Origin of the sequence: Bacteroides sp. M10 (assembly GCF_014334015.1) — a bacterium.
Taxonomy (GTDB): domain Bacteria; phylum Bacteroidota; class Bacteroidia; order Bacteroidales; family Bacteroidaceae; genus Bacteroides; species Bacteroides intestinigallinarum.
The window spans coordinates 6,297,086-6,319,629 of record NZ_CP060488.1 but is presented as its reverse complement, the minus strand read 5'-3'; the positions used below and the strand labels follow the sequence as shown (position 1 = coordinate 6,319,629).

Annotated in this window: 16 protein-coding genes; 9 read left to right on the top strand and 7 right to left on the bottom strand. The window is 41.8% G+C overall.

All coding sequences use genetic code 11. The features are described from left to right. Positions 1 to 3: 3 nt before the first annotated feature. The 3 genes from H8796_RS23515 to H8796_RS23505 form a co-directional block, all read right to left on the bottom strand. The gene (locus H8796_RS23515; protein WP_004301007.1) at positions 4 to 1,188 is read right to left on the bottom strand and encodes an aminopeptidase C; all 1,185 of its coding nucleotides are present in this window, start codon (positions 1,186 to 1,188) and stop codon (positions 4 to 6) included. A 134-nt stretch (positions 1,189 to 1,322) separates the two neighbouring features. Further along, positions 1,323 to 2,528, bottom strand: a complete 1,206-nt coding sequence (locus H8796_RS23510) for a hypothetical protein (protein WP_117935916.1) — start codon at positions 2,526 to 2,528, stop codon at positions 1,323 to 1,325. Beyond that, on the bottom strand, positions 2,525 to 3,850 hold the full coding sequence (locus H8796_RS23505; protein ID WP_117935914.1) for a DUF4270 family protein: 1,326 nt from the start codon (positions 3,848 to 3,850) through the stop codon (positions 2,525 to 2,527). Before H8796_RS23505 ends, H8796_RS23510 begins: the two co-directional genes overlap by 4 nt. Positions 3,851 to 4,042: 192 nt before the next feature. Here H8796_RS23505 and H8796_RS23500 point away from each other — a divergent pair, with 192 nt between their 5' ends. Beyond that, positions 4,043 to 5,101 carry a kelch repeat-containing protein gene (locus tag H8796_RS23500; protein ID WP_255502087.1) on the top strand — a complete coding sequence of 353 codons (1,059 nt, stop codon included), beginning with the start codon at positions 4,043 to 4,045 and terminating at the stop codon, positions 5,099 to 5,101. Beyond that, on the top strand, positions 5,082 to 5,411 hold the full coding sequence (locus H8796_RS23495) for a DUF4907 domain-containing protein (protein WP_117935912.1): 330 nt from the start codon (positions 5,082 to 5,084) through the stop codon (positions 5,409 to 5,411). The genes H8796_RS23500 and H8796_RS23495 overlap by 20 nt, the downstream gene beginning before the upstream one ends. A 105-nt stretch (positions 5,412 to 5,516) precedes the next feature. Here the strand turns inward: H8796_RS23495 and H8796_RS23490 are convergent, their stop codons facing one another. After that, positions 5,517 to 6,041 (bottom strand): hypothetical protein, encoded by a 525-nt coding sequence (locus H8796_RS23490; RefSeq protein WP_117935910.1) that lies wholly within the window; start codon positions 6,039 to 6,041, stop codon positions 5,517 to 5,519. A 184-nt stretch (positions 6,042 to 6,225) separates the two neighbouring features. Here H8796_RS23490 and H8796_RS23485 point away from each other — a divergent pair, with 184 nt between their 5' ends. Together H8796_RS23485 and H8796_RS23480 are read left to right on the top strand one after the other, a co-directional pair. Beyond that, positions 6,226 to 8,448 carry a cation:proton antiporter gene (locus H8796_RS23485; RefSeq protein ID WP_117935908.1) on the top strand — a complete coding sequence of 741 codons (2,223 nt, stop codon included), beginning with the start codon at positions 6,226 to 6,228 and terminating at the stop codon, positions 8,446 to 8,448. Then, positions 8,429 to 9,274 carry a patatin family protein gene (locus H8796_RS23480; protein WP_117935906.1) on the top strand — a complete coding sequence of 282 codons (846 nt, stop codon included), beginning with the start codon at positions 8,429 to 8,431 and terminating at the stop codon, positions 9,272 to 9,274. The genes H8796_RS23485 and H8796_RS23480 overlap by 20 nt, the downstream gene beginning before the upstream one ends. Here H8796_RS23480 and H8796_RS23475 read toward each other — a convergent pair. Further along, entirely contained in the window at positions 9,266 to 10,288 is a 1,023-nt protein-coding gene (locus H8796_RS23475; RefSeq protein ID WP_117935904.1) for a YafY family protein, read from the bottom strand. The genes H8796_RS23480 and H8796_RS23475 overlap by 9 nt on opposite strands. Before the next feature lie 232 nt (positions 10,289 to 10,520). Between H8796_RS23475 and H8796_RS23470 the strand changes: the two genes are divergently transcribed. Beyond that, complete coding sequence (locus tag H8796_RS23470; protein ID WP_117935902.1) at positions 10,521 to 12,401, top strand: DUF4980 domain-containing protein; 1,881 nt, start codon at positions 10,521 to 10,523, stop codon at positions 12,399 to 12,401. A gap of 72 nt (positions 12,402 to 12,473) precedes the next feature. Here H8796_RS23470 and H8796_RS23465 read toward each other — a convergent pair whose 3' ends face one another. Then, positions 12,474 to 13,346, bottom strand: coding sequence for an aldose 1-epimerase family protein (locus H8796_RS23465; RefSeq protein WP_117936015.1), 873 nt, complete (start codon positions 13,344 to 13,346; stop codon positions 12,474 to 12,476). Between the two features lie 7 nt (positions 13,347 to 13,353). Continuing rightward, positions 13,354 to 14,205 carry a Bro-N domain-containing protein gene (locus tag H8796_RS23460; RefSeq protein WP_117935900.1) on the bottom strand — a complete coding sequence of 284 codons (852 nt, stop codon included), beginning with the start codon at positions 14,203 to 14,205 and terminating at the stop codon, positions 13,354 to 13,356. A gap of 277 nt (positions 14,206 to 14,482) precedes the next feature. Between H8796_RS23460 and H8796_RS23455 the strand changes: the two genes are divergently transcribed. Genes H8796_RS23455 through H8796_RS23440 form a run of 4 tightly spaced genes read left to right on the top strand, consistent with a single transcriptional unit; the run spans position 14,483 to position 22,488 of the window. Beyond that, positions 14,483 to 17,566, top strand: coding sequence for a TonB-dependent receptor (locus tag H8796_RS23455; RefSeq protein ID WP_117935899.1), 3,084 nt, complete (start codon positions 14,483 to 14,485; stop codon positions 17,564 to 17,566). Positions 17,567 to 17,590: 24 nt separating this feature from the next. Beyond that, on the top strand, positions 17,591 to 19,348 hold the full coding sequence (locus tag H8796_RS23450; RefSeq protein WP_117935897.1) for a RagB/SusD family nutrient uptake outer membrane protein: 1,758 nt from the start codon (positions 17,591 to 17,593) through the stop codon (positions 19,346 to 19,348). Positions 19,349 to 19,370: 22 nt separating this feature from the next. Further along, entirely contained in the window at positions 19,371 to 20,501 is a 1,131-nt protein-coding gene (locus tag H8796_RS23445) for a glycosyl hydrolase family 28-related protein (RefSeq protein WP_117936013.1), read from the top strand. Positions 20,502 to 20,538: 37 nt separating this feature from the next. Continuing rightward, positions 20,539 to 22,488, top strand: coding sequence for a DUF4960 domain-containing protein (locus H8796_RS23440; protein WP_117935895.1), 1,950 nt, complete (start codon positions 20,539 to 20,541; stop codon positions 22,486 to 22,488). Positions 22,489 to 22,544 lie beyond the last annotated feature (56 nt).

The following is a 22,544-nucleotide window of genomic DNA, read 5'->3' as shown; positions in this document are numbered from 1 at the left end:
TAATTATTTAATTCCCAGTTTTTTGGCAATTTCTTTAGGAAGTGCATCTTTATGCACCAGGATATTCATTGTCTTGTAGGCAACGAATGCTTTGGAAGCATACCAGATACCATCATATTTGCCTGATTTACCCCAAGAGTTTTTCACCATGAAGTATTCTTTTCCGTTCTGGTCTTTAGCGATACCGTAGATTACCATTCCGTGGTCGTCTGTTGTTTCCCAGTTGTCAAAAGCAACTTGACGCATTTCCTGGGTAATATCCTTTTCAGGGAAAGGTTTGGTGAATAGTTCTCTGCGTTTGTCGGCGGCAGTCAATCCTGTCCAACGGGCCATGTCTGAACCGGACAGTTCAGATTCTTTGGCTGCATCCGGCATTACGGCGATACCGTCACGTGAGAATCCTTGTTCGCTGACATCGCTACCCCATGCAAAGGTATAGCCTTTCTTTACAGCATTGTCCATAACAGCCATCAGTTCTTCGATAGGCAGGTTGTAAGACAGACCATTACGCCAGTTATCCTGAATTTCGATGGCGAATTGAGAATAGAACGGATGGTGTGTATAAGAAGTCAGTGATACATAGTCGTTATAGTTCAATCCCAGTGATTCGGCAAAAGTCTTCGGAGTATATTCTTTGCCTTTGTAGGTGAACTTCTCCGGACATGCTCCCAGGTAAGTGTCATAAATGGCACTTAGTCCGTTTTTCCATACCGGAGTCAGTTTGCTTAATTTACCTTTTGCAATCGCATTGATATAACCGGAAGCAACAGCATCCAGCTCATTATGTACCGGCAGCGTATCACCATACATAATACCCGGCATCACTTCTTGCGGAACGATACCATAATTCTTGATGCAATACATTACATCATAAAAACTTCCACCCGGAGAGAAAGAACTGTCACCGTGATAACGTACATAGTTTACTCCGCGATCCTGCATCGTTTTGTGTACAACAAACATTTCAGACAGGTCGTATTCACCTTTACCTAAACGAAGTAGTTCTGATTCAACAAATCCGAGAGTTGAGAAACTCCAGCAAGTACTCGAACGATTTTGGTTCTTGATAGAAGTTATCGGATTTTCTTTCACTGTCGTGAAAACAAAACCTTCTTCAGGTTTTGCATCTTGTGCCATAACACTTAGGCTGAACAGGCCTAAAGCAGCAATAAGGATTGTCTTTTTCATTCCTATGAAATTAATATTAAATTGTTTTGGCTACAAATATAGGAAAGTTTCACCACAGAGTAACACAGAGTTTCACAAAGTTTTCTCTTTTTTCAAATGGACAGCTATCTTAATGACTTCCGTTGAATGACATTTTATTGTATCTTGGCGCGGTAAGTTCGCTCGGAGAAAGTAATATTCAGGAACAGGGAAAAACAGTTTTCTTTCTGCATACCGTTAGGAATTTTCATCTGACCTTTATATTTCAATCCGAGGGAAAGGACATTATTATTGCGTAATCCGAAGTTAAGTCCGGTACTGACATAATATTCGGTTGCCTTTTTCTTTTGAATGACGATATAGGAATTATTAATACCTGTTCCCAATAGGATGCTGACCGGATTACGATAGACATTGCCCAATGTATATCTTCCACCGATTGATAACCGGTGTTGATTCTCAAAACTGACATTGGATTGGGAAGATTGCATCCGGCTCCAGTCCACATATTTGTAGTCGATGGTTGCCATCCAACGTAGAGTGTTGTAGGAAGCTCCGAGCCCAAAGAATTGAGGAAGACATTGGCGATAGCGTTTCAGGCTTTTTTCAATATCATCTCCTCCCGAACTGCTACTAACGTATAAGTTATTATCCTGTTTAAAATCCTGCGAGTAACCATATACGGCACCGGCAACGAAAGAACGTTCGCGGTCTATAGCCCATTTATACTGTACGCCGAAATCCGCATAAAAAGTATGTTTGTAGGAGCTGGTTTCTTCTGTGGCAGTACCTTGCGTCTCCGTTTGTGTGATGGTCCCCGTCACATAAGAGAGATTGGTGCCGACAGAAAATCCTTTTCCGAAAAGGTAAGCCGTACTGATACCCATCTTGGAGAGTCCTCCTTCACCCTGAAAGAGAGAAGAGATGGTACCTCCATTGGTGCCTGCCACCTCTTCATCCAGCGTGATGGCATATCCTACACTGCTGACAGGAGCCATGAAAATAGCTCCATACCAGCGTGGAATAATCCGGCAGCCGATACTTAGGTTATTCAGATTCCCGGTGACAGAACGGTTGCTTGCTCCTCGTTGCGAATAAATCTGGTATGCTCCCATGATACCGGCATCGATCTGGAAGCGTTGTTCGGTCAACTCTGTGAGTGAAGCCGGATTGGCACTGTTCAGGAAATTATTTCCTCGCAATGCAATGCCTGCACCGCCCAGTCCGGCATATTGCCCGCCTTCCCCGGTAGAAAGCTCTCCCAGTCCGAACATGGAAGTAGGGGAGTTCGTTGTATTTTGCGCAATAACTATAGAGACAGGAGTATAGAATGCCAGAAGGCAAAACAAAATCTTTTTCATTGTTGATAAGTTTTGTAAAGTATGATAAGTTTGGTATTCTTTTTATTGGCGGTATGTTCTCCGTCGCCGAAGATAACGCCTTGAAGTGTGGTATAGAACAAGTTGTCCGGAAGAAATAATTGTAGTTTCTGACGATCATATCCGGTAGTTCCCAGGTTTGTTTGCAGGAAAGAGGTGATGTCAAAAGAGTAATAAGTCTCCTCATAAGACATCTCGTCGACTATCAGGTTCCCGCTTTGTACGGAACTCCCGGTGAGGTCGGTGATTACGCTTTGCGTCACATTTTCATTGTTGGCGGTGTAGAGAGCCAGGCTTTTGGGTAACGGGTACATGCCGTCATAAGTCCCTTTCACCGGATATAGCTGTAACGTTGCGCTCTCGATAGTCACAAGCTCTCCTTTTTCGCAGAGATTATTTAAATGTGGGAAGTCGATGGTGACATACATACCGGTCATTCCCTGCAGGTAAACCTGATGCTCACTTTTACTGGAAGAATACTCATTTCCGTCTCCACTTTGCAGGTTGGCTATTGGTGTATTCGAGCGGTCATTTTCAATTTTATTGTAAGTCAAGGTGTTGCTTGTGTTGAAAACCAATGTCTTTTCATTCAGTGTTTCCGTAATCTGGTGATAGTAGACCGTAATGCACATACTGGAGTCATTGACCTGGAATCCGCTGATACAAGCGTCGTTTGCATCGGGTATGAAAGCAATTCCCTTGAAATATTCATGGAAGAAATCCTGGGATTGAACCCACCGATTATCACTCAACATCAGGTCAAACCATTCTTTTCCCCATGCATCTGGCAATCGTATTTCCAGTTCTTTGTCCGGTGAACCTGGTGTAGGAAGAAAGTCGAAAGATACCAATGGGGTTTCGTTGTAGTAGGAGGTAGTAGTATTGTACAGATAACCTTTATTGTCCAGCTCAATATTCTTTGTCAGCTCATGCAGATGAATGCGTTGAGTTTTTAAGGTATCTCCTAAGTAATTGCCAGAAGAGTACAGCCGTATGGTAATCGAATCGAATTCGTACTTAATATCTTCATTAAAAGAATAGGACGGAACTTCATATTCCGCATAGAAAGATGCGGTGAGTTTACCCCATAAGTTGTCGTCACGATATCCTATCTGGCAGACCGTATCTCCCGAAGTGGCTATGGAATCGCTTAATACTGTACTAAGTAATACAGTACAGGTGTCCATCTGCTCGTTGAGAAATGAACTTTGTACCCATTTCGCTCCTATGGACGATGAATCGTCTACGCAAGCGAAAAAAGAAAGAGAGATAAAGAGTGAAAAAAGTAGTATGATTGACTTCATGTAATAAAATGAAATTTGGTTTTGTAGCGGCAAAAGAAGAGGTTTTATACAGCCCTCCAAAAAACTATCGACTAAATCTCTGTATTTGTCGACCTGAATTTTGTTGGTAGATGGAATACCTTTATTTGTCGATAGTTTTTTTATGCGTGCCCGTTGCCACCTACATTTGCGGTTGTAATCAACGACATATTTATGAATACGAAAATGAATAAATTACTTTGCATGATGGTGGTGCTGCTTTCATTGGCGGCATGTACGGATGATACTGAATATACGGCAGGTGTGTGGTATCGCCGTTCTGATTTTGATGGTGTGGCGCGTACGGACGCAGCTGGTTTTACGATTGGTAACATCGGGTACCTCTGCACCGGATACCGGGGGAGTACGAAAGACCGCTTGAAAGATTGCTGGTCGTATGACATTGAGACTAATTCATGGACACAGTGTACATCAATGCCCGATGCAGCTCCTGCCCGAAATGCGGCGACTGGTTTTACAATAGGTGCCAAGGGATATATTGCTACCGGTTATGATGCGACTAAAAGCGATTATTTGAGTGACTGCTGGGAGTATAATCCTGCAACGAATTCGTGGAAAGAAATGGCTTCCATCCCGGATGGAGAAGCTGGAACCAATGTTTATGGTAAGCGACGTTATGCTCTTTCTTTCGGCATTGGTCAGTATGGATATCTGGGTACAGGTTACAACGATAACTATCAAAAGGATTTCTGGAAGTTCGACCCATCAGTGGGAGATAAGGGAGAGTGGACGGCCATGAGTGGATTTGGCGGACAGAAGAGAATGGGCGGTATGGCTTTCGTCATAGATGACATTGCTTATATCTGTGGCGGTGAGAATAACGGTTCAGATGTGACGGATTTCTGGTGTTTTAATCCATCGACCGGTACTTGGAAAGAATTGCGCGAACTTTATGATAAGAGTGATGATGATTATGACGACGATTACACTTCTATCGTCCGTTGTTATGCTTGCGCTTTCGTGATCGACGGAAAAGGATATATTGCTGTGGGGCAGACGGCCGGTGGTAGTTATCGTTCCAATTATTGGATTTACGACCCTCTGACAGACCTTTGGGATGGGGAAGATTTGACAGATTTCGAAGGAAGTACACGCTCGAAAGCCGTATGCTTTTCTACCGGAAAACGAGGAGTTATAGCTACGGGAGGAGCTTCTACTTATTATTATGATGATACTTGGGAGTTGAAGCCTTATGAATATGAAGAGAAATAAAAAAATAATAGGTATTAGTTGCTTTGTCTTGCTGCTTTTAGTGGGAATCATATATGGGTATATGCATTCGATAAACATATATCGGCTGGAAGTAACCCAGATTGAAGGTAGTGGATACGGTTATAAGATTTATGAGAGAGAGCGTTTGATAATTGTTCAGCCTTTTATCCCGGTTGTATCCGGGAAAAGGCCTTTTCAATCGGTACAGGATGCCCAATGTATCGGAAATTTAGTGCTGGAACGGATTAAAGCCGGAAATGAATTTGCCATATCAAAGGCTGACCTGGATAATTTGGGAATCGTGTATTAGTACCACCATGTTGGCACAGTCATGCCACCGTATTGGCAGGACTGTGTCAACATGGTGGCACTGTTGTGCCAATACGATGGCACAAGGTAAAACGTTAAGTGTGAATTATTTCTTTTCTCCTTTGGGTGTTACCACATAATCTTCTTTGATAAACTCATCATACACACGCTTCGGATGGTCGAACGGTGCAATCCCATTCCTTTGCTCATTGAAGTTTTCCCGACGGAATTGTTTCAGTTTCAGGTTATCTTCTGCATATTCTCTCAGTTTCTTATGCTCATTTCCATAAAGCGAACTTTCAGTCACGTCAGAATTGAGCAGATTTTCTTTGGGAGTAATAGTTGGTAGGAGCACTTGTTCCAACAGACCACGATAGGCACCGTTATATTCGCACCATACGATATCGTTGGTTACAAATATACGATAGGAGTACTTAGACCAGGCAGTTTTGATTTCAATAGATGTAGCATAAATTTCAATGGTAGCTTCTGAACCATACGCTTGGTCACGGATCACAACGGTCGTCCGACCGCTAAGTTCTTCCTTCACGGAAGTTTGCCATTTATCAGAGTGTAAGATTTCTTCGATAATTTCCGGCAAATTTTCTTTAATCTCAAACTGTATTCTCATGGTGCTTGCCTGCGGGCAGGACTTTTTTGATTTTTTCCTCCTTAAACAATAAAGCTAGCCTAAAGTTACATAGATTGAAGCAAAAAAACAAGATTTTATTTGAGAATTTGCTATTTTTGCCAAACTATCTGCCTTTTTCGTTTGTTTTTATAATAAATATGCACAAATCGTAAAAATAGAGTTTATGCGGAATAGGGCCCGGAAGAATTACGTCATTTATGTACTGATGTTGCTCCTGTTTGGAGGGTTAATTTATGTCGCTATTGAAGAGGGTGACCGGTTTTCGCACTATGCGATAAATGCGCATAACGTGGCACAAGGGGACCCTTTCAGCCTATTTCTTCAATTTATACAGGACAATATTCATCATCCGCTCTCCACCTTGTTGATTCAGATTATAGCCGTATTGGTGATGGTGCGTCTTTTTGGCTATTTATTTAGCCTGATCGGGCAACCGGGAGTGATTGGAGAGATTGTTGCCGGTATCGTGTTAGGACCTTCCGTGCTCGGTTTTTTCTTTCCGGATGCTTTTCATTTTCTCTTTCCGGCCCACTCGCTTACCAATCTTGAATTATTGAGTCAGGTGGGACTGATACTTTTTATGTTTGTGATCGGTATGGAGCTGGATTTCAGTGTACTGAAAAATAAGATCAATGAAACGCTTGTGATTAGTCATGCCGGAATTTTGGTTCCTTTCTTCCTGGGTATTTTGTCTTCTTATTGGGTGTACGAAGAATATGCCGCCGACCAGACTCCGTTTCTCCCGTTTGCTCTGTTTATAGGTATTTCGATGAGTATCACCGCCTTTCCGGTATTGGCACGTATTATTCAGGAACGGAATATGACTAAGACTCCTTTGGGCACGCTGACTATTGCTTCTGCTGCCAATGACGATGTGACGGCTTGGTGTTTGTTGGCAGTGGTTATCGCTATTTCCAAAGCGGGAAGTTTTGCCAGTGCACTGTATTCAGTAGGGCTGGCAGTAGTTTATATTGCGGTCATGTTTCTGGTAGTTCGCCCGTTTTTGAAGAAGGTGGGAGAGGTGTATGCCAACCGGGAAGCAATTAATAAAACATTTGTGGCATTTATTCTGCTTATTCTTATTATTTCCTCTTGTCTGACGGAGATTATCGGAATTCATGCCCTGTTCGGAGCTTTTATGGCAGGGGTGGTGATGCCGTCCAATTTGGGTTTCCGGAAGGTGATGATGGAAAAAGTGGAAGATATTTCTTTAGTCTTCTTTTTGCCTTTATTCTTTGCTTTCACCGGGCTACGTACGGAAATCGGTTTGATAAACAGTCCGGAGTTGTGGATGGTATGTTTGCTGTTGGTGACGGTTGCTGTTGCCGGCAAACTGGGTGGATGTGCCATCGCTGCCCGTCTGGTAGGCGAATCATGGAAGGATAGTTTGACGATAGGAACATTGATGAATACGAGGGGATTGATGGAGCTTGTAGCGCTGAATATAGGTTATGAAATGGGAGTTCTTCCTCCGTCTATATTCGTAATTTTGGTCATTATGGCGCTAGTTACGACCTTTATGACTACTCCTTTGCTTCATTTGGTGGAACATATTTTCGTACGTCGGGAAGAAAAATTATCTTTGAAGCACAAATTGATATTTTGCTTCGGACGTCCGGAATCTGGGCGTGTATTACTTTCCATTTATCATTTGTTATTTGGGAAGCAGTTGAAGAAAAATCATTTGATTGCGGCACACTATACAGTAGGCACGGATTTGAATCCGTTGAATGCCGAGCATTATGCCAGCGAGAGTTTTGCTTTGCTCAATCAACAGGCGGCGAAATTGAATATTCAGGTAGATAACCATTATCGGGTGACGGACAAACTTGTACAGGAAATCATTCACTTTGTCCGTAAAGAACATCCTGATATGCTGCTTTTGGGGGCCGGAAGTCATTACCGTACGGATATACCGGGAACTCCGGGGGCTATTTTATGGTTAACGCTCTTCCGGGATAAGATTGATGATATTATGGAGCAGGTGAAGTGTCCGGTGGCTGTGTTTGTCAATCGTCAGTATCGGGAAGGTGCTGCGGTCAGTTTCGTACTTGGTGGAATGATTGATGCATTTCTTTTTTCGTATCTGGAGAAGATGTTGCAGAACGGACATTCTATACGTCTTTTCCTCTTTGATACGGACGATGAGGAGTTTCGCGGATGTATTGATGATTTGCAGGCACGTTATCCGGGACAAACGATTATAGTGTGGTTTGAGGGAGTTGAAGATTTAGTGACTAAAGAGAAAGACGGACTATTGATAATGAGTCATCTTTCTTATACGAAATTATCCGAGGATGAGGCTGTGATACGAGAATTGTCGTCTCTGCTGGTGATCCGCCGGAATAAGAATACGGGAGATAAAAATGAAGGACTTGAAAATTGACGAATCTACGGGATTAGTATTGGAAGGCGGGGGAATGCGTGGAGTATTCACCTGCGGTGTACTTGATTATTTTATGGATCATGATATCCGGTTTCCCTATGCGATAGGAGTGTCTGCCGGTGCGTGCAACGGATTGTCGTATGCATCACGGCAACGGGGACGTGCCAAGTACAGCAATATCGACTTGTTGGAGAAGTACAATTATATCGGTCTGAAACATTTGCTCAAAAAGCGTAATATTTTGGATTTCGATCTATTGTTCAATGAGTTCCCCGAACACATTCTTCCTTATGATTATGAAACATATTTTGCTTCACCGGAACGTTTCGTGATGGTGACTACTAATTGCATCACGGGAGAAGCCAATTATTTCGAAGAGAAAAAAGACAGGCGCAGGGTGATCGATATTGTCCGTGCATCCAGCAGTCTCCCTTTTGTGTGTCCTATCACTTATGTGGATGAGGTTCCTATGCTTGATGGGGGAATCGTAGATTCCATACCTCTGCAAAGAGCTATTGCGGATGGCTGTACGAGAAATGTCGTGGTACTTACCCGTAACCGGGGATATCGGAAAGATTCGAAAGATATTCGTATCCCTTCGTTTGTATACCGGAAATATCCGAAGTTGCGTGAAGCGTTAAGTTGCCGGTGTGCTGTTTATAATGAACAGTTGGAAATGGTGGAACGCATGGAGGATGAGGGAAAGATTGTCGTTATCCGTCCTTTGAAACCTGTAGCTGTAGACCGTATAGAGAAAGATGTGCAAAAGCTGACAGAGTTTTATAAGGAAGGGTACGAATGTGCGAAAGCTTTATTTTCACTTTGACTTTGTATATTGCTTGGCAGCCTTTTCCAATTTTCGACTCATTAATTCGACCAATGTCTTGGGATAAAGAATTTCTATTCCGTCGACATATCCGAAGAATACCCGTTCTAACTCGTGGTTGATTACAACTTCAATTTCCAGTATGACGCTTCCGTCGGGTAGTCTTTCCACCAGTTGTTGACTGCGATGTATAGGCTTAGTTATGATGTAAGGTGCTTCGGCTGCCGCTACTTTGAAACCAACTTTCTCTGCTACGCTTCCGGAGTTTTTGGTGACACCTACCAGGTCGTCAAAGAACGTATTCGGATCGAAGAATGTATTTTTGATATAGTGTTCTTGTGGCAGAACTTCTAATGATTGTATTCTGTCCAAAGCTAAATTTTGCAATATTCGTCCGTTTCCTCTGACTCCATAAACGAACCACCGGTTGCGATATTCTTTTAATAGATAAGGATAGAAAATAAAGCTGTTTGCCGAACGTGCTTTGAACGAACGATATTTGAGTTGTATCGGGTGCTCGTTGACGATCGCATGATAGATGGTATCCAGATAATCCAGTCCTTTCAGTGATTCATTCTTTTCAAAGTCAATGACAGGAGTGGTTTTCATCCGGGCAGAAGCAACATGATCCTCCAAACGGTTGATTATCTCGCTCATTTCCGTGAAATAGGAGAAACCTTTAAATTGTCGCAGCACTTCCACTGCTTCCGACATCATTTTCAGGTCTTGTTCGTTCAGTGGGGTTTGCGTGATACTGTATTCGGGATCTTCATATTTATAGTATTTATTCTCGTACACCACAATTGGAGCATTATAGCCTAACTTTTCGCTACGCATCATCTGTATATCCATTTGTACCGTCCGTTTGCTTATCCCTTTATCAATACCTTCATATTCATAAAGAGCATCCGAGCAGGCGTCTACCAAGTCTTCCAACGTCCAGCGTCGATACGGATTACGCAGACAGTTATCAATCGTTTTATAGCGGATTAAGGCATTTCTATTTGCTGGCATAAAGTAGAAGAATAAAGATTTGCTTCAAAAGTAGAAAAATTAATTCAGGAAAACAAAGAGGTTATCTGTCTTTATTCGACTCTTCTTGCCTGATAGAAAGAATATTTTTGAGATTTGTATCAAATTTGATACCCTTTGAAACAAAGTTTATAGACGCTGGCGAAGATAGCCCTTATCTTTGCCAGTGTCTTTTTAATTAAATGCTTGTATAAACTAGGAATACTTTGTTACCATGAAAACAACCCCCTGGATAAAACTATGTAAAGGCGCAGTATTTGCGCTGGCAGTTTCTTATGGACTAACTTATTGCCACACAACAAAAAGTACATTCGCCCTTGAACAGAAAGGTGATAGCCTGACTGTGATTCATATAACAAATCCCACCCATTATCTGCTACTTCCGATAGAAGAAGAAAGCGAAGAAAGTCAGGTCTGCCTGAACACAGGAGATGCTGCCGATACTGATATGGATATTCGTCTGGCACAGGATAAAGTAGATTATTTTGTTCCGTTCGCTCTGCCTGCCGATGTCAAAACGGCTACCGTACATATTCGTAATAAATCAAAGGATGCACTTTGCTGGAAAGAAATTAAGTTATCCGATACGTTTGATACAACCAATACGGAAAAGTTTCGTCCTGTTTATCACCATACTCCCCTCTATGGCTGGATGAATGATGCTAACGGATTGGTGTATAAAGATGGAGAATATCATTTATATTATCAATATAATCCTTATGGCTCCAAATGGGGAAATATGCATTGGGGACATTCTATCAGTAAAGACCTGATGCATTGGGAGCATCTGGCTCCTGCCATTGCCCGCGATACATTGGGACATATCTTTTCCGGAAGTTCTATTGTCGACCAAGAGAATACAGCCGGTTATGGAGAAGGTTCTATCCTGGCTTTTTACACTTCTGCCAGTGATAAGAATGGGCAGATTCAATGTCTGGCCTACAGTAATGACAACGGTCGCACCTTTACGAAATATGAAAATAATCCTGTCCTGCGTCCTTCGGATGGATTAAAAGATTTCCGTGACCCGAAAGTTTTCCGATATGAACCGGAGAATAAATGGGTGATGATTGTTTCTGCTGATAAAGAAATGCGTTTCTATGATTCTAAGAATTTGAAAGACTGGAATTATATGAGCAGTTTCGGTGAGGGCTATGGAATGCAACCTTGTCAGTTTGAATGTCCGGACATGGTGGAACTTCCGGTAAATGGAGATGCGAACCGCAAGAAATGGGCGTTGATAGTGAATGTAAATCCGGGGTGCTATTTCGGTGGTAGTGCAACTCAATATTTTGTAGGAGACTTTGATGGAATGAAATTTATTTGTGACAATCAGCCAAATGTCACGAAATGGTTGGATTGGGGCAAAGATCATTATGCCACCGTTTGTTTCGCGAATACCGGTGATCGTGTGATTGCTGTACCTTGGATGAGTAATTGGCAATATTGCAATATCGTTCCGACAAAACAGTTCCGTAGTGCCAATGCGTTGCCGCGTGAGTTGGGGCTTTATACACAGGATGGCGAACTCTATCTTTCGGCAGCTCCGGTGGCGGAGACGAAAACTTTGCGGAAAGAAAACAAGGAGATTCCTTCTTTCACCATAACCAATGATTATCATATTGATTCTTTATTGGCTGATAATGACGGAGCTTATGAATTAGCATTGGAGATTACTACCGGTGAAGCGGAGATTATGGGATTCAGTCTCTTTAATGATAAAGGTGAAAAGGTGGACATTTATTTCAATCTTCCGGAAAAGAAACTGGTAATGGATCGGACGAAAAGCGGTATCGTAGATTTCGGAAAGAACAGCGTACCTCATGAAATAGAAGCACATGACCGCAGAAAGACGACTTCTATCAATTATATTGATGATTTCGCATTAGCTACCTGGGCACCGATAAAGAAAGAAAATAAATATGCTTTGGATGTTTTTGTTGATAAATGTTCTGTAGAAATATTCCTGAACGGAGGAAAGATAGCAATGACTAATCTCATTTTTCCGTCGGAACCATACAACCGTATGTGTTTTTATAGCAAGGGAGGTACGTTTAATGTCAATTCATTCAATGTGTATCGGTTAGGTTTATAAGTTAGGTTTTTGTAGATTAGAATTAGGTGTTGGTAGCTGTCAGATGTGAAATCTGGCAGCTACTTTTGTTGATTACTCATTAATTTCAATCGTGTATCCTCCTTGGAATATCTCACTTGGTTGCAAGTGTTGCATCCAGTCTTTATCTTTATATTCACCAGTATAATGTGCGCGGTCGCAGCGTCCATACCAAGGCTCGATGCAGACAAAAGGAGCATTCTTTGCAGGTGGCGACCAAAGGCCGACTACCGGAGCATTAAAGTGTAAACTTAAATAAGCCCGTTTCTCCTTATTATAGATGGTAACTTTGCGAACCTGTTCATTTTCCAAGATCAAAGCATCTTTATCAAACGTATGAGTATCCAATGGTAACAATCCGTCTGTCAACTCTAAGGAATACTCAACAGAAGGATCAGCGCATCCCTTTTCAGAAATAAGAATATACTTCAAACCGTCTTTCCTGTCGAATTCGAAGAATCCTCTTTCTAAACTGTTCGCATCAAACTCCGGCCAGTAGAAAGCAGGATGTGCCCCAATCTGAAAATGCATTTCTTTGTCACCGGTATTCTTTACTTTCCATATCACCTCAATCTGCTTTCCTTGGATGCGATAACCTATTTCCAGACAGAATGGAAACGGATAGTTCTGCAAAGTCTCTTCACTACTGATAAGACGGTAATATACTTCATTTTCTTTTTCGGAAACAAGCGTAAATTCCATATCGCGGGCAAATCCATGTTGGGTAAGTGTATAAGGAATCCCTTCATTGCGATATTCATTTTCCCATACGCTTCCGACAATAGGGAATAGGACAGGAGAGTGACGTTTCCAAAAAGCAGGATCCGCTTGCCACAGATATTCTTTTCCATTGGCGAAGATACTGCAAAGTTCAGCTCCGTGCGGAGATACTTGAATGGTAAGTTGTTCGTTGGAGATTGTTTTCATATCGTATTTACTTATTTGTTGGATTATCATTAGATTCGTCTTTTAAGAGAATGCCACTTTTTGCGTTTAAGGGAGAGATTACTTTCTTTCCCGTTTTAGTTTCAAGTTCCAGTCGTGCATTGCAGGCTATTTCTCCACCTTGATGGGCAACATCTATATGTTCTTTGAACGTTTCCGGATTATTGGCTTCGGAGATTTCTTTAGTCGAAAGTTCAGCAAGCATATTCAGTATTAACTCTTTGTTAGTCATATTGTCCCGCAGATTTTCCTTTTTCAATCCTTTGAACTGCTTATACTCCTTTGCTGTCATATCCGACCACGTCTGGTAAATAATATCCGTGAGTGTAGCGAATTGAGCGCCCTCCTGTAATCCGTGTTTTTTCCATTCATCAGTTAAATCCTTGCGGATTTCTATTGATTTCAGACGTTGATTAATCCAGTTGTCAGAATACCCCATCCGTTTGTAATCCATTAAAGCCTGATCGATGGATAATTCGGGGTCTTGTATTTGGTTGAGACGTTCGCTGGCAACTCTGGCCATCCATAGTTTGAAAGGTTCTGCCTTGGGAGAAGGTATAGATTGAATAAGGCGGAGGAGTTGTTCGGTATCGGCAACGTCGGTAAGGTACTTTTTCCCATCAGTAGCCTGCATTTTCAGTTGACTACAATTTGTAGTCAACTCACTTCCTTCTTTTTTGAGTCGTGTTTTTAGTACGCTCCAATATTTACGGGGATTAGGACTATCCGTTAGTATTGCTACTACATCTACTATTGAAAAATACCATTTCTCTTGTTCATCATCCCATACTGTACGTACCCTTTTTTCTTCGAAGAGTTTTAAAGCTTGTTGCTTAGTCATGAATTTTGTTTTTAGTTATCTTTTATCGAAAAAAAGTCCTTTTTGTAGGGCTTATATTACTACACAAAGGTAGCATTTTCTATACTTATAACAGAATATAAGTCCTATAATTGTCGCACTAAAAAGAAATCTGTATAAAACCTTATAAAATAGCGTTCTATGCAACAAATGTTACAGCCTTTGAAACATTTTTTTTAGTCGATTGACGTAAATCAACCGTAATTTGCATTATCGATAAAGATAAAATTCGTACTTTTAATTTAATAACATCAAACTAATGCTTAGTATTATGAAGAACAAAAAACTTCTTTGCAGCGTTTGTTTCCTGTTTACTTTCATGTCAGTCCTTTGGGGACAAAACATAACGGTGAAGGGAAACGTTACTTCAAAGACTGATGGGCAACCGATTATTGGTGCTTCCGTAGTGCAAAATGATTCTAAATCAACTGGAACTATTACCGATTTAGATGGAAACTTTACTCTTAGTGTACCGGCAAATGCATCATTGGCTATTTCTTATATAGGATATAAGGAAGTGATTATTGCCGCTAAACCTTCCTTGAAGATAGTGATGGAAGAAGATACTAAGATGATTGATGAGGTGGTTGTGACAGGTTATATGGCTGAAAAGAAAGCCAGTCTGACAGGTTCGGTAGCCGTAGTGAAGATGAAAGAGGTAGCGGATATACCTACCGGTAATGTGATGTCAGGTTTGCAGGGGCGTGTAGCCGGTATGAACGTGACAACTGATGGTAAACCCGGCGGTGGAAACACGGATACTAAATTACGTGGTATTACTACCATTAACAATTCTTCCCCTCTTTATGTGATAGATGGTGTTCAGACACATGACAATGTAGCTTCTATCATCTCTTCCAATGATGTCGAATCCATTCAGGTGTTGAAAGATGCAGCGTCTGCCGCGATCTATGGTGCTCAGGCTGCTAACGGGGTCATTATCATCACCACAAAACGTGCCAAGGAAGGCGATGTAAAGGTAAGTTTTGATATGTCGCTCACTGCCCAGACTTTTGCCGGTGGTATTGATATGCTTGACGCTTATCAATGGGGTGATGTTTATTGGCAGGCCTATAAAAATACTTTTGGAACCTATCCAAACAGTGTTGTCTATGGAAATGGAGAAAAAGCCCAACTGCAAGAATATTATTTCGACCAGAATGGAGTGAAGATAAAGTCGGGCAATACTGATTGGGCAAAGGAGATATTTGGTACGGCTTTGATGCAGAATTATAACCTTTCCCTCTCTAAAGGATTTAAGGATGGTAATGTGGCTCTTACCTTAAACTATATGAATCAAGATGGTCTTTGCCGTAATACAGACTACGAACGCTTTAATTCGCGTTTAGCTTCTAATTTCCGCTTTGTGGATGGTAAAGTACGTGTGGGGGAAAGCATCTCAGTGAACCATTGGTTGGAACATCTTAATCCTGCCGGTATAGAAGAATTGGTTATTGCGCAGCATCCGGCCATTCCTGTGTACGATGAAAACGGAGGGTACGCCGGTGGTTATGTGGATATATTGGGAGATAAACCGAATCCCATTCGCTTGACGGACAACGAAGCCAATAATCGTCACAAAAGCTGGCGTATCTTTGGTAATGTTTATTTGGAAGTAGAGCCTATTAAAAATCTGGTATTGAAGAGCCAATTTGGCTTGAATTATACTACCGGTTTCAACTCAACCTTTGTCCCAAAATGGAGCGAAGCCGATCGGAAGGTAGATGTAAATGAACTGACCGTACGACAGGATAATAGTGTACAATGGGTATGGTCGAACACGGCTAATTATAGCATAGATTTCGGGAAGAATAATATCAGTGCTGTGATAGGAACCGAAGCTAAGAAAGAAAATGGTGAGCATTTGCAGGGGTATGGTCGCGGATTGGTGATAGAAGACCTTGACTATCGCTATCTGGACACCGTGACCGAAGGAAAAAGCGTGGGTAACAATGCTTCTACTTATGCTATGGTTTCTTACTTTGGTAAGGTGAACTATGCGTTCGATGATAAGTACCTCATATCAGGAACAGTGCGTCGTGATGCTTCTTCACGTTTTGGTAAAGGGAACAATTCAGCCATCTTCCCTTCTGTATCAGCTGGTTGGAGAATGTCACGCGAAAAATTTATGGAACGTACGCAAAACTGGCTTTCGGACCTTAAATTACGTGCATCATGGGGAATTAATGGTAATGACCAGATTGACAACAATGCTACTTACAACCTTTATTACACTAACATGTCCAATGGTTCATACAACTTCAATGGTGATGGTGCAACAGTCGTGCCCGGTGTACAGAAAGATCGTTCGGGTAACAACGACTTGAAGTGGGAAGAGACCAAGCAACTGAACTTTGGTATTGATGCCGCTTTCTTCGATAACCGTTTGGGCTTGACTTTGGACTATTTTCAGAAGAAGACCACTGGTATGTTAATTCAAAAACCTTATATAGGTGTGATTGGCGAAGGTGGATATAAATGGTATAATGCTGCCAGTATGGATAACAGCGGGGTGGAAGCAACCTTTACTTGGCGAGATGAAATAAAGGATTTCAAGTATGATATTTCGTTCAACATCTCTTATTATAAGAATGAAATTACCGAACTGCCGGATGTTATCAAATATACTTGGGGAGGTGGTAACGGTGTGGACAAAACCATTGTGGGACAACCTTATGGCTCATGGATGTCATATAAAGCCGATGGTGTATTCAAAACAAAGCAAGAGGTATATGAATATCTAAGCAAATATGATGTACAGATTGGAGCTCCCGGTGTGGGACGTATTCGCTACAAAGACCTTAACGGTGACAACGTCATCAATACTGCCGATATGGATTGGCAAGGTAGCGATCAACCTAAATTTATCGGTGGTTTAAATATCGGTGCATCTTACAAAGGATTTGATCTTTCTGCATTCTTCAATGGTATGATTCGCGATGCATGGAATAACTCTAAGTTTTATACCGACCTATTCCAAGGCTGGACAGGTAATCACTCTGTACGTCTGATGGATGCAATGCATGCTTGGAATGATTATGAGCAAACCGGAGTTTATAATTGTGATATCCCTGCACTGACTGTGGTGGATAATAATGTAGAAACACGCAGCTCTACTTTCTTTATCGAAGATGGTTCATACGTGAAACTGAAAACTTTAACGCTGGGCTACACTTTCCCGGATAAGTGGATTAAGAAAGCACGTCTTTCCAATTTGCGTGTGTATCTGCAAGCACAGAATGTTTTCACACTGACTAATTATACGGGTGCCGACCCTGAAGGACTGGGCTATCCATATCCTCAGCCTCGCACTTATACATTCGGTCTATCACTTGGTTTTTAATTTTTATCCTAAATACAGAACATTATGAAATTGAAATATATCTTTGCAGCAGGTGTTATGGCACTATTGGCAAGTTGCAATGAGAGCCGTTTTCTTGATATTAAACCACAGGGTACACTCAATGACGATTTGTTGTCATCGGCCGACGGTGTAGAACTTTTGGTTACTTCGGCTTACGCCGGATTGAAAGGTCCCAATCGTGAGATGCATTGGGTACCAATGACGAATTGGACGTATGGCGAAGTACGTTCGGACAATGCTTACAAAGGCGGTGGCGGTGTAAATGATGGTGACTTTTGCACGCTGCTTGAAACCTTTAAAATAGATGCTACATGGAGTAATGCCGACGAAAAATGGTTTCAACTCTATTGCTGTTTACAACGCTGTAACAGCGCATTAAGAGTAATGAACACGCTTGACGAGAACTCTTTGTCGATACTTAAAAGTCGTAAAGCCGAAATGAAGGTGATTCGTGCACACTTCTTCTTCGAACTGGTTCGCCTTTTCAAGCAAGTGCCTTATTTTGATGAAAATGTGGAAAATGATGACTATAAGTACATCCCCAACAACCAGTATACCCGTGAAGAACTTTTGGGCAAAATAGCACAGGAATTTCTTGATGCTGCCGACGATTTGCCTGATACTCAATCTCAAGTAGGTCGTATCACAAAGAACATAGCCTATGCCTATGCCGCTAAAGCCATACTCTATCAGGCCTATCAACAAGATGACAATAACCAAGTGGTTGCTATTGACAAGCAGTTGCTGGCTGAAGTGGTGACTCTTTGCGACAAGGTGGGTGCACAAGGAAAGACGTATGATCTTTTGAATGATTTTCAGAAACTCGATCAATTGGAATATGAGAATGGGGTAGAGTCTGTGTTTGCCGTACAATATTCGATGGATGATGAAACCGATGGTGCCGGAAACATAAACTGGAGTAATCTGCTCAATGCCCCTAAAGGTCCTTATGGTGGTGACGGATTTTTCTTACCCAGCCAAAACTTAATCAATGCTTATAAGACAGATACCTATGGATTGCCTTTGTTTGATACCTTCAACACCGATGACTATGGAATATATGAAGGAAGTGAACTCACTAATGTTGACGCAACTGTAGATCCTCGTTTGGATTTCGTAACCGGTCGTCCGGGTATTACTTGGAAAACGTATACTGCCGAGCCTTGTAAAGCAAATTGGGTGCGTAACAGTGGCGAATATGGTTTCAACTGTACCAAACGCTTCTATATTTCTCCGGAGAGTGACGAGATGTTCCAAGGTTGGCCTTGGGGGGCTTCCCATCTCAATTGGCAGATTATCCGTTATGCCGACGTGTTGTTGTGGAAGGCTGAAGCGCTGATAGAAATAGGTGAAGCTGCCGGACTGGAGGAAGCCCGCAAAATCATTAACCGTATTCGTCTGCGTGCCAAGAATAGTCCTTATGTAAAAGACTTTAAGGATTCAGAACTGAATGCAGCTAATTACCTGATTGGTGAATACCCTTCTGAAGGCTGGAATCAAGAATTAGCCCGCAAAGCACTACGTTGGGAACGTCGCATGGAGTTTGCTATGGAAGGAGACCGTTTCTTCGACCTGGTACGTTGGGGTGTTGCTGCGGAAACTATGAACAGTTACATTGGTGTGGAGCAAAACAAACGCGTTTATTATCGTGGTGCTCGATTCGTCCGTGGCAGAGATGAATATTTGCCTATCCCCAATGCGCAATATAATTTCTCTGAAGGTAATTATGTGCAGAACCCTGGATATGGTAAGTTTAACTAATATGAATTCCTTAAATATAGATATGATGAAACTAAAGAGATATTTAATTAGCACTTTCTGTCTGTGCTTGTTCACAGCTTGCGACGGTGATGATAACCTGTTATGTTATGGCACTCATACTGAAATCGAAGGTGATGTTACCACATTCGGAGCTATTGGTGATGGAAAGACAGATTGTTCGAAAGCCATTAATAGTGCAATTGCCTCCTTACCTTCCGAAGGGGGAGTGGTGGTTATTCCCGAAGGTGATTTTGTACTTGATGCTCCCATTGTAATTAATAAGCACAATGTGACGATTAAGGGATTAAATCCCGGTATGCGCAGCAATATTGACGTGAATGGAATCAACGATCTGCTGGGACCTGGTGGTGGAAGCAAACTAGTGGCCCGCAATGCCGAAGCAGCTATAAAAGTAGAAACAGACGTGAAGGGGTTAAAGATTATGAATCTGATGGTGTCGGGTGGGACGGAAGCCAAGAACATCGGTATACATTTTACAGGCACGAGCGATAATGGAATACTTTCTAATATTATTGGCATAAATCTGCATACCGGCATCAAGATAGAACAGGCAAAAAATATGCAGATAGTCAACTGCTGGGTATGTGAACTTCCTAATAGTATCGAACTGATTGGTGGTGAGAATATGATTATAAAGAATTGTCAATTAGGTGCACAGCCCACTGGCATAACCTGTAAAGCGCAGGGAGTGAACAAACTGTCATTCCTTAATAATCAGGTCTACCCTGATGGACGTGAAAATTTAGTGCTTGATGATTGCAATAATAGTGTTATTGAAGGTAATAATTTCAAAAGCTACTATAATGGTATTCTTGTGTTGAGTGGCGATGACAATCGGGTAAATAAGAACATCTTTTGGCTTACAGGAGCAGTTCAGAATCAAATGCTCGACCATGGCGATGATTTTGGTATAATCAATGTAAAAGGTGACAACAATACGTTTGCGTCCAACAGTTTATCATGTGAATGGGCTTATGCTGATGCTGTAGCTGTAAATGCCACTCAAGGAACAGGCAACGTGTTCAAGAACTGCTTTATAGATAATTTGGAGAGCTATCGGGTATTCTTGGTGAACGCAGAAACTGAAGTCTCTAATTGTGTATCATCTGATAAGGTGAGCATAATAGAATAATTTCCTCATCCTATACCATTATTAATATAGTAACACCATGAAAATAAATAAATTCTTGATAAGCGGATTGTTCCTGATGTTGGGCACATCTTGCAGTAATGACGATACTTATGCGCTTTGCGATGAATGTAAAGGTCAGAAGATAATAGATATAACGCAATTCGGGCTTCCGACTGACGGATCTACCGATTGTGCAGATCTTATAAATGCTATTATAGCCGATCTCCCACCCGAGGGAGGAACGATACTTATTCCCGAAGGAACTTTTCGCCTGGATAGCCCCATTCAGCTTACACGCAATTTTGTAACACTGAAAGGTGTGAATGATGAAACGGTTGTTCCTGTTGCTGACGCTAAAGGCAGTCGTTTGATACTTGGAAATGCCGAATATGCATTACATGTGGCTCCTGTTGCCGATATAGGCGGACGTAAAAATCGTATTAGCGGGGTGGAGGTAAGCGGACTTACCCTTGTGGGGAAAGCCGACCACCAAGGAACCGGAATCTATGTAGAGCATGACAATGACCGCCTGCATTTCTTCAATATTAAGATGGAAAATATGTATCAGGGCGTTAAACTCCAAGGATGTGATGCCATTACATTAGCCCGGATAGATGCAACCGATGTTGTGAATGGCATTGAAATGAATGGTGGCATACAAAATATGGTGACCAATTCTGCTTTCGGTTCATCGCAAGGCGGTGTGGCTGCACGTATTTCGGGAGAAAGCAATCTGATTTTCTCTCACAACAAACTAACGGCGAATGACGATTGGTGTGCCAACTTTACTGGCTGTAGCCGAGTGAATATTTCGGATAATGAATTTACCGGAAACAAAATGACTTTCTTTGAATTAAGCGGGCAAAACAACTTGTTAAGTGATAACTTGTTCACGGTAAACCAGAGCGATAATCAACTCAATGGCAAAGAAGCCGACTATGGGGTAATTCATGTGAAAGGTGAATACAATCATTTCACGTCGAACACCATAAATGTATCTTGGAGTGAAGTTATAGAAAATCCCACTACAGTGAATGCTGCGGAAGGAGAAAATAATCGTTTTGCAGATTGTACGATAGAAGATAAAAACAGCAATCAAGTATTTTATATCAGCGAATTATCCGAAGTGATAGATTGCGGAGTAACGGAAGAAAATATTAAGGTGAAACCGTCCGGGCTTGATTTGACAAATGCAGCTTATGTGATAACGTATAATAGTCCCGAAGAGATAGAAGATGATGATGAAAAAGCCTCTTATGCATGGTTCAAGAAACAGTTTGTGAATGGTAAAGTTGTCACTCCTGCCATGTTGACTAGTGAAGATCTTTCTGTTTACGATGTTATTTGGGTGCATATAGACCGTGTAGGCATTGGAGCCGGATGGGATAAGTTACCTTTGTCTACTGATGCGATCGCTGCCTTGACTACGTATTATAAGAATGGAGGGAATCTGTTCTTGAGTAATCATGCGACTCAGTTGGTTGTACCATTGGGGCGTACCGAACGGGCTCCAGGGATATTTGCAGATGGTGAAGGAGGAGATGGCGCGGACGTTTGGACGATTAATGCCAACATCGGAATGGAGTATGATCATCGGAGTCATCCAGTGTTTGCCGGTATGGTTACTTCCGACCAATTCTCTCATGAAACGTTCCCGCTGATCGGTCCCGGACGACGTGAAGACCATAATTGTATGTGGGACTTGAATTCTTATGGTTTCCCCGGTCTTTATCCCAATGCAGGGAATATAGTAAAGGCATTTGAAGAAGAAAACAATGCTACCGTTTTAGCAACGTGGGGACACGTGACGGATTATTGTTGTGCCGGAATGGTGGAATTTGCTTCGACAGCGGAATATCAAGGTACATGTATAGCCCTTGGGCTCGCTGCTTATGAATGGAATCAGAATAGTAATCTTAACGTTTATCAAGATAATATTGTGCTCATGACGAAGAATATATTGCATTATCTAAGCGCTAAGAAATAGATAGGTAACATTTTTTCTATCTTCTGAAACAAAAGTGATAGGTGTAACTATCCGTT

Excerpts from the sequence above, each read along its gene's own strand:
- H8796_RS23470 (WP_117935902.1), top strand. The coding sequence starts at position 10,521 with ATGAAAACAACCCCCTGGATAAAACTATGTAAAGGCGCAGTATTTGCG.
- H8796_RS23490 (WP_117935910.1), bottom strand. The coding sequence starts at position 6,041 with ATGAGAATACAGTTTGAGATTAAAGAAAATTTGCCGGAAATTATCGAA.
- H8796_RS23450 (WP_117935897.1), top strand. The coding sequence starts at position 17,591 with ATGAAATTGAAATATATCTTTGCAGCAGGTGTTATGGCACTATTGGCA.
- H8796_RS23510 (WP_117935916.1), bottom strand. The coding sequence starts at position 2,528 with ATGAAAAAGATTTTGTTTTGCCTTCTGGCATTCTATACTCCTGTCTCT.
- H8796_RS23445 (WP_117936013.1), top strand. The coding sequence starts at position 19,371 with ATGATGAAACTAAAGAGATATTTAATTAGCACTTTCTGTCTGTGCTTG.
- H8796_RS23495 (WP_117935912.1), top strand. The coding sequence starts at position 5,082 with ATGAATATGAAGAGAAATAAAAAAATAATAGGTATTAGTTGCTTTGTC.
- H8796_RS23515 (WP_004301007.1), bottom strand. The coding sequence starts at position 1,188 with ATGAAAAAGACAATCCTTATTGCTGCTTTAGGCCTGTTCAGCCTAAGT.
- H8796_RS23465 (WP_117936015.1), bottom strand. The coding sequence starts at position 13,346 with ATGAAAACAATCTCCAACGAACAACTTACCATTCAAGTATCTCCGCAC.
- H8796_RS23480 (WP_117935906.1), top strand. The coding sequence starts at position 8,429 with ATGAAGGACTTGAAAATTGACGAATCTACGGGATTAGTATTGGAAGGC.
- H8796_RS23505 (WP_117935914.1), bottom strand. The coding sequence starts at position 3,850 with ATGAAGTCAATCATACTACTTTTTTCACTCTTTATCTCTCTTTCTTTT.
- H8796_RS23455 (WP_117935899.1), top strand. The coding sequence starts at position 14,483 with ATGCTTAGTATTATGAAGAACAAAAAACTTCTTTGCAGCGTTTGTTTC.
- H8796_RS23475 (WP_117935904.1), bottom strand. The coding sequence starts at position 10,288 with ATGCCAGCAAATAGAAATGCCTTAATCCGCTATAAAACGATTGATAAC.
- H8796_RS23460 (WP_117935900.1), bottom strand. The coding sequence starts at position 14,205 with ATGACTAAGCAACAAGCTTTAAAACTCTTCGAAGAAAAAAGGGTACGT.
- H8796_RS23500 (WP_255502087.1), top strand. The coding sequence starts at position 4,043 with ATGAATACGAAAATGAATAAATTACTTTGCATGATGGTGGTGCTGCTT.
- H8796_RS23440 (WP_117935895.1), top strand. The coding sequence starts at position 20,539 with ATGAAAATAAATAAATTCTTGATAAGCGGATTGTTCCTGATGTTGGGC.
- H8796_RS23485 (WP_117935908.1), top strand. The coding sequence starts at position 6,226 with ATGCGGAATAGGGCCCGGAAGAATTACGTCATTTATGTACTGATGTTG.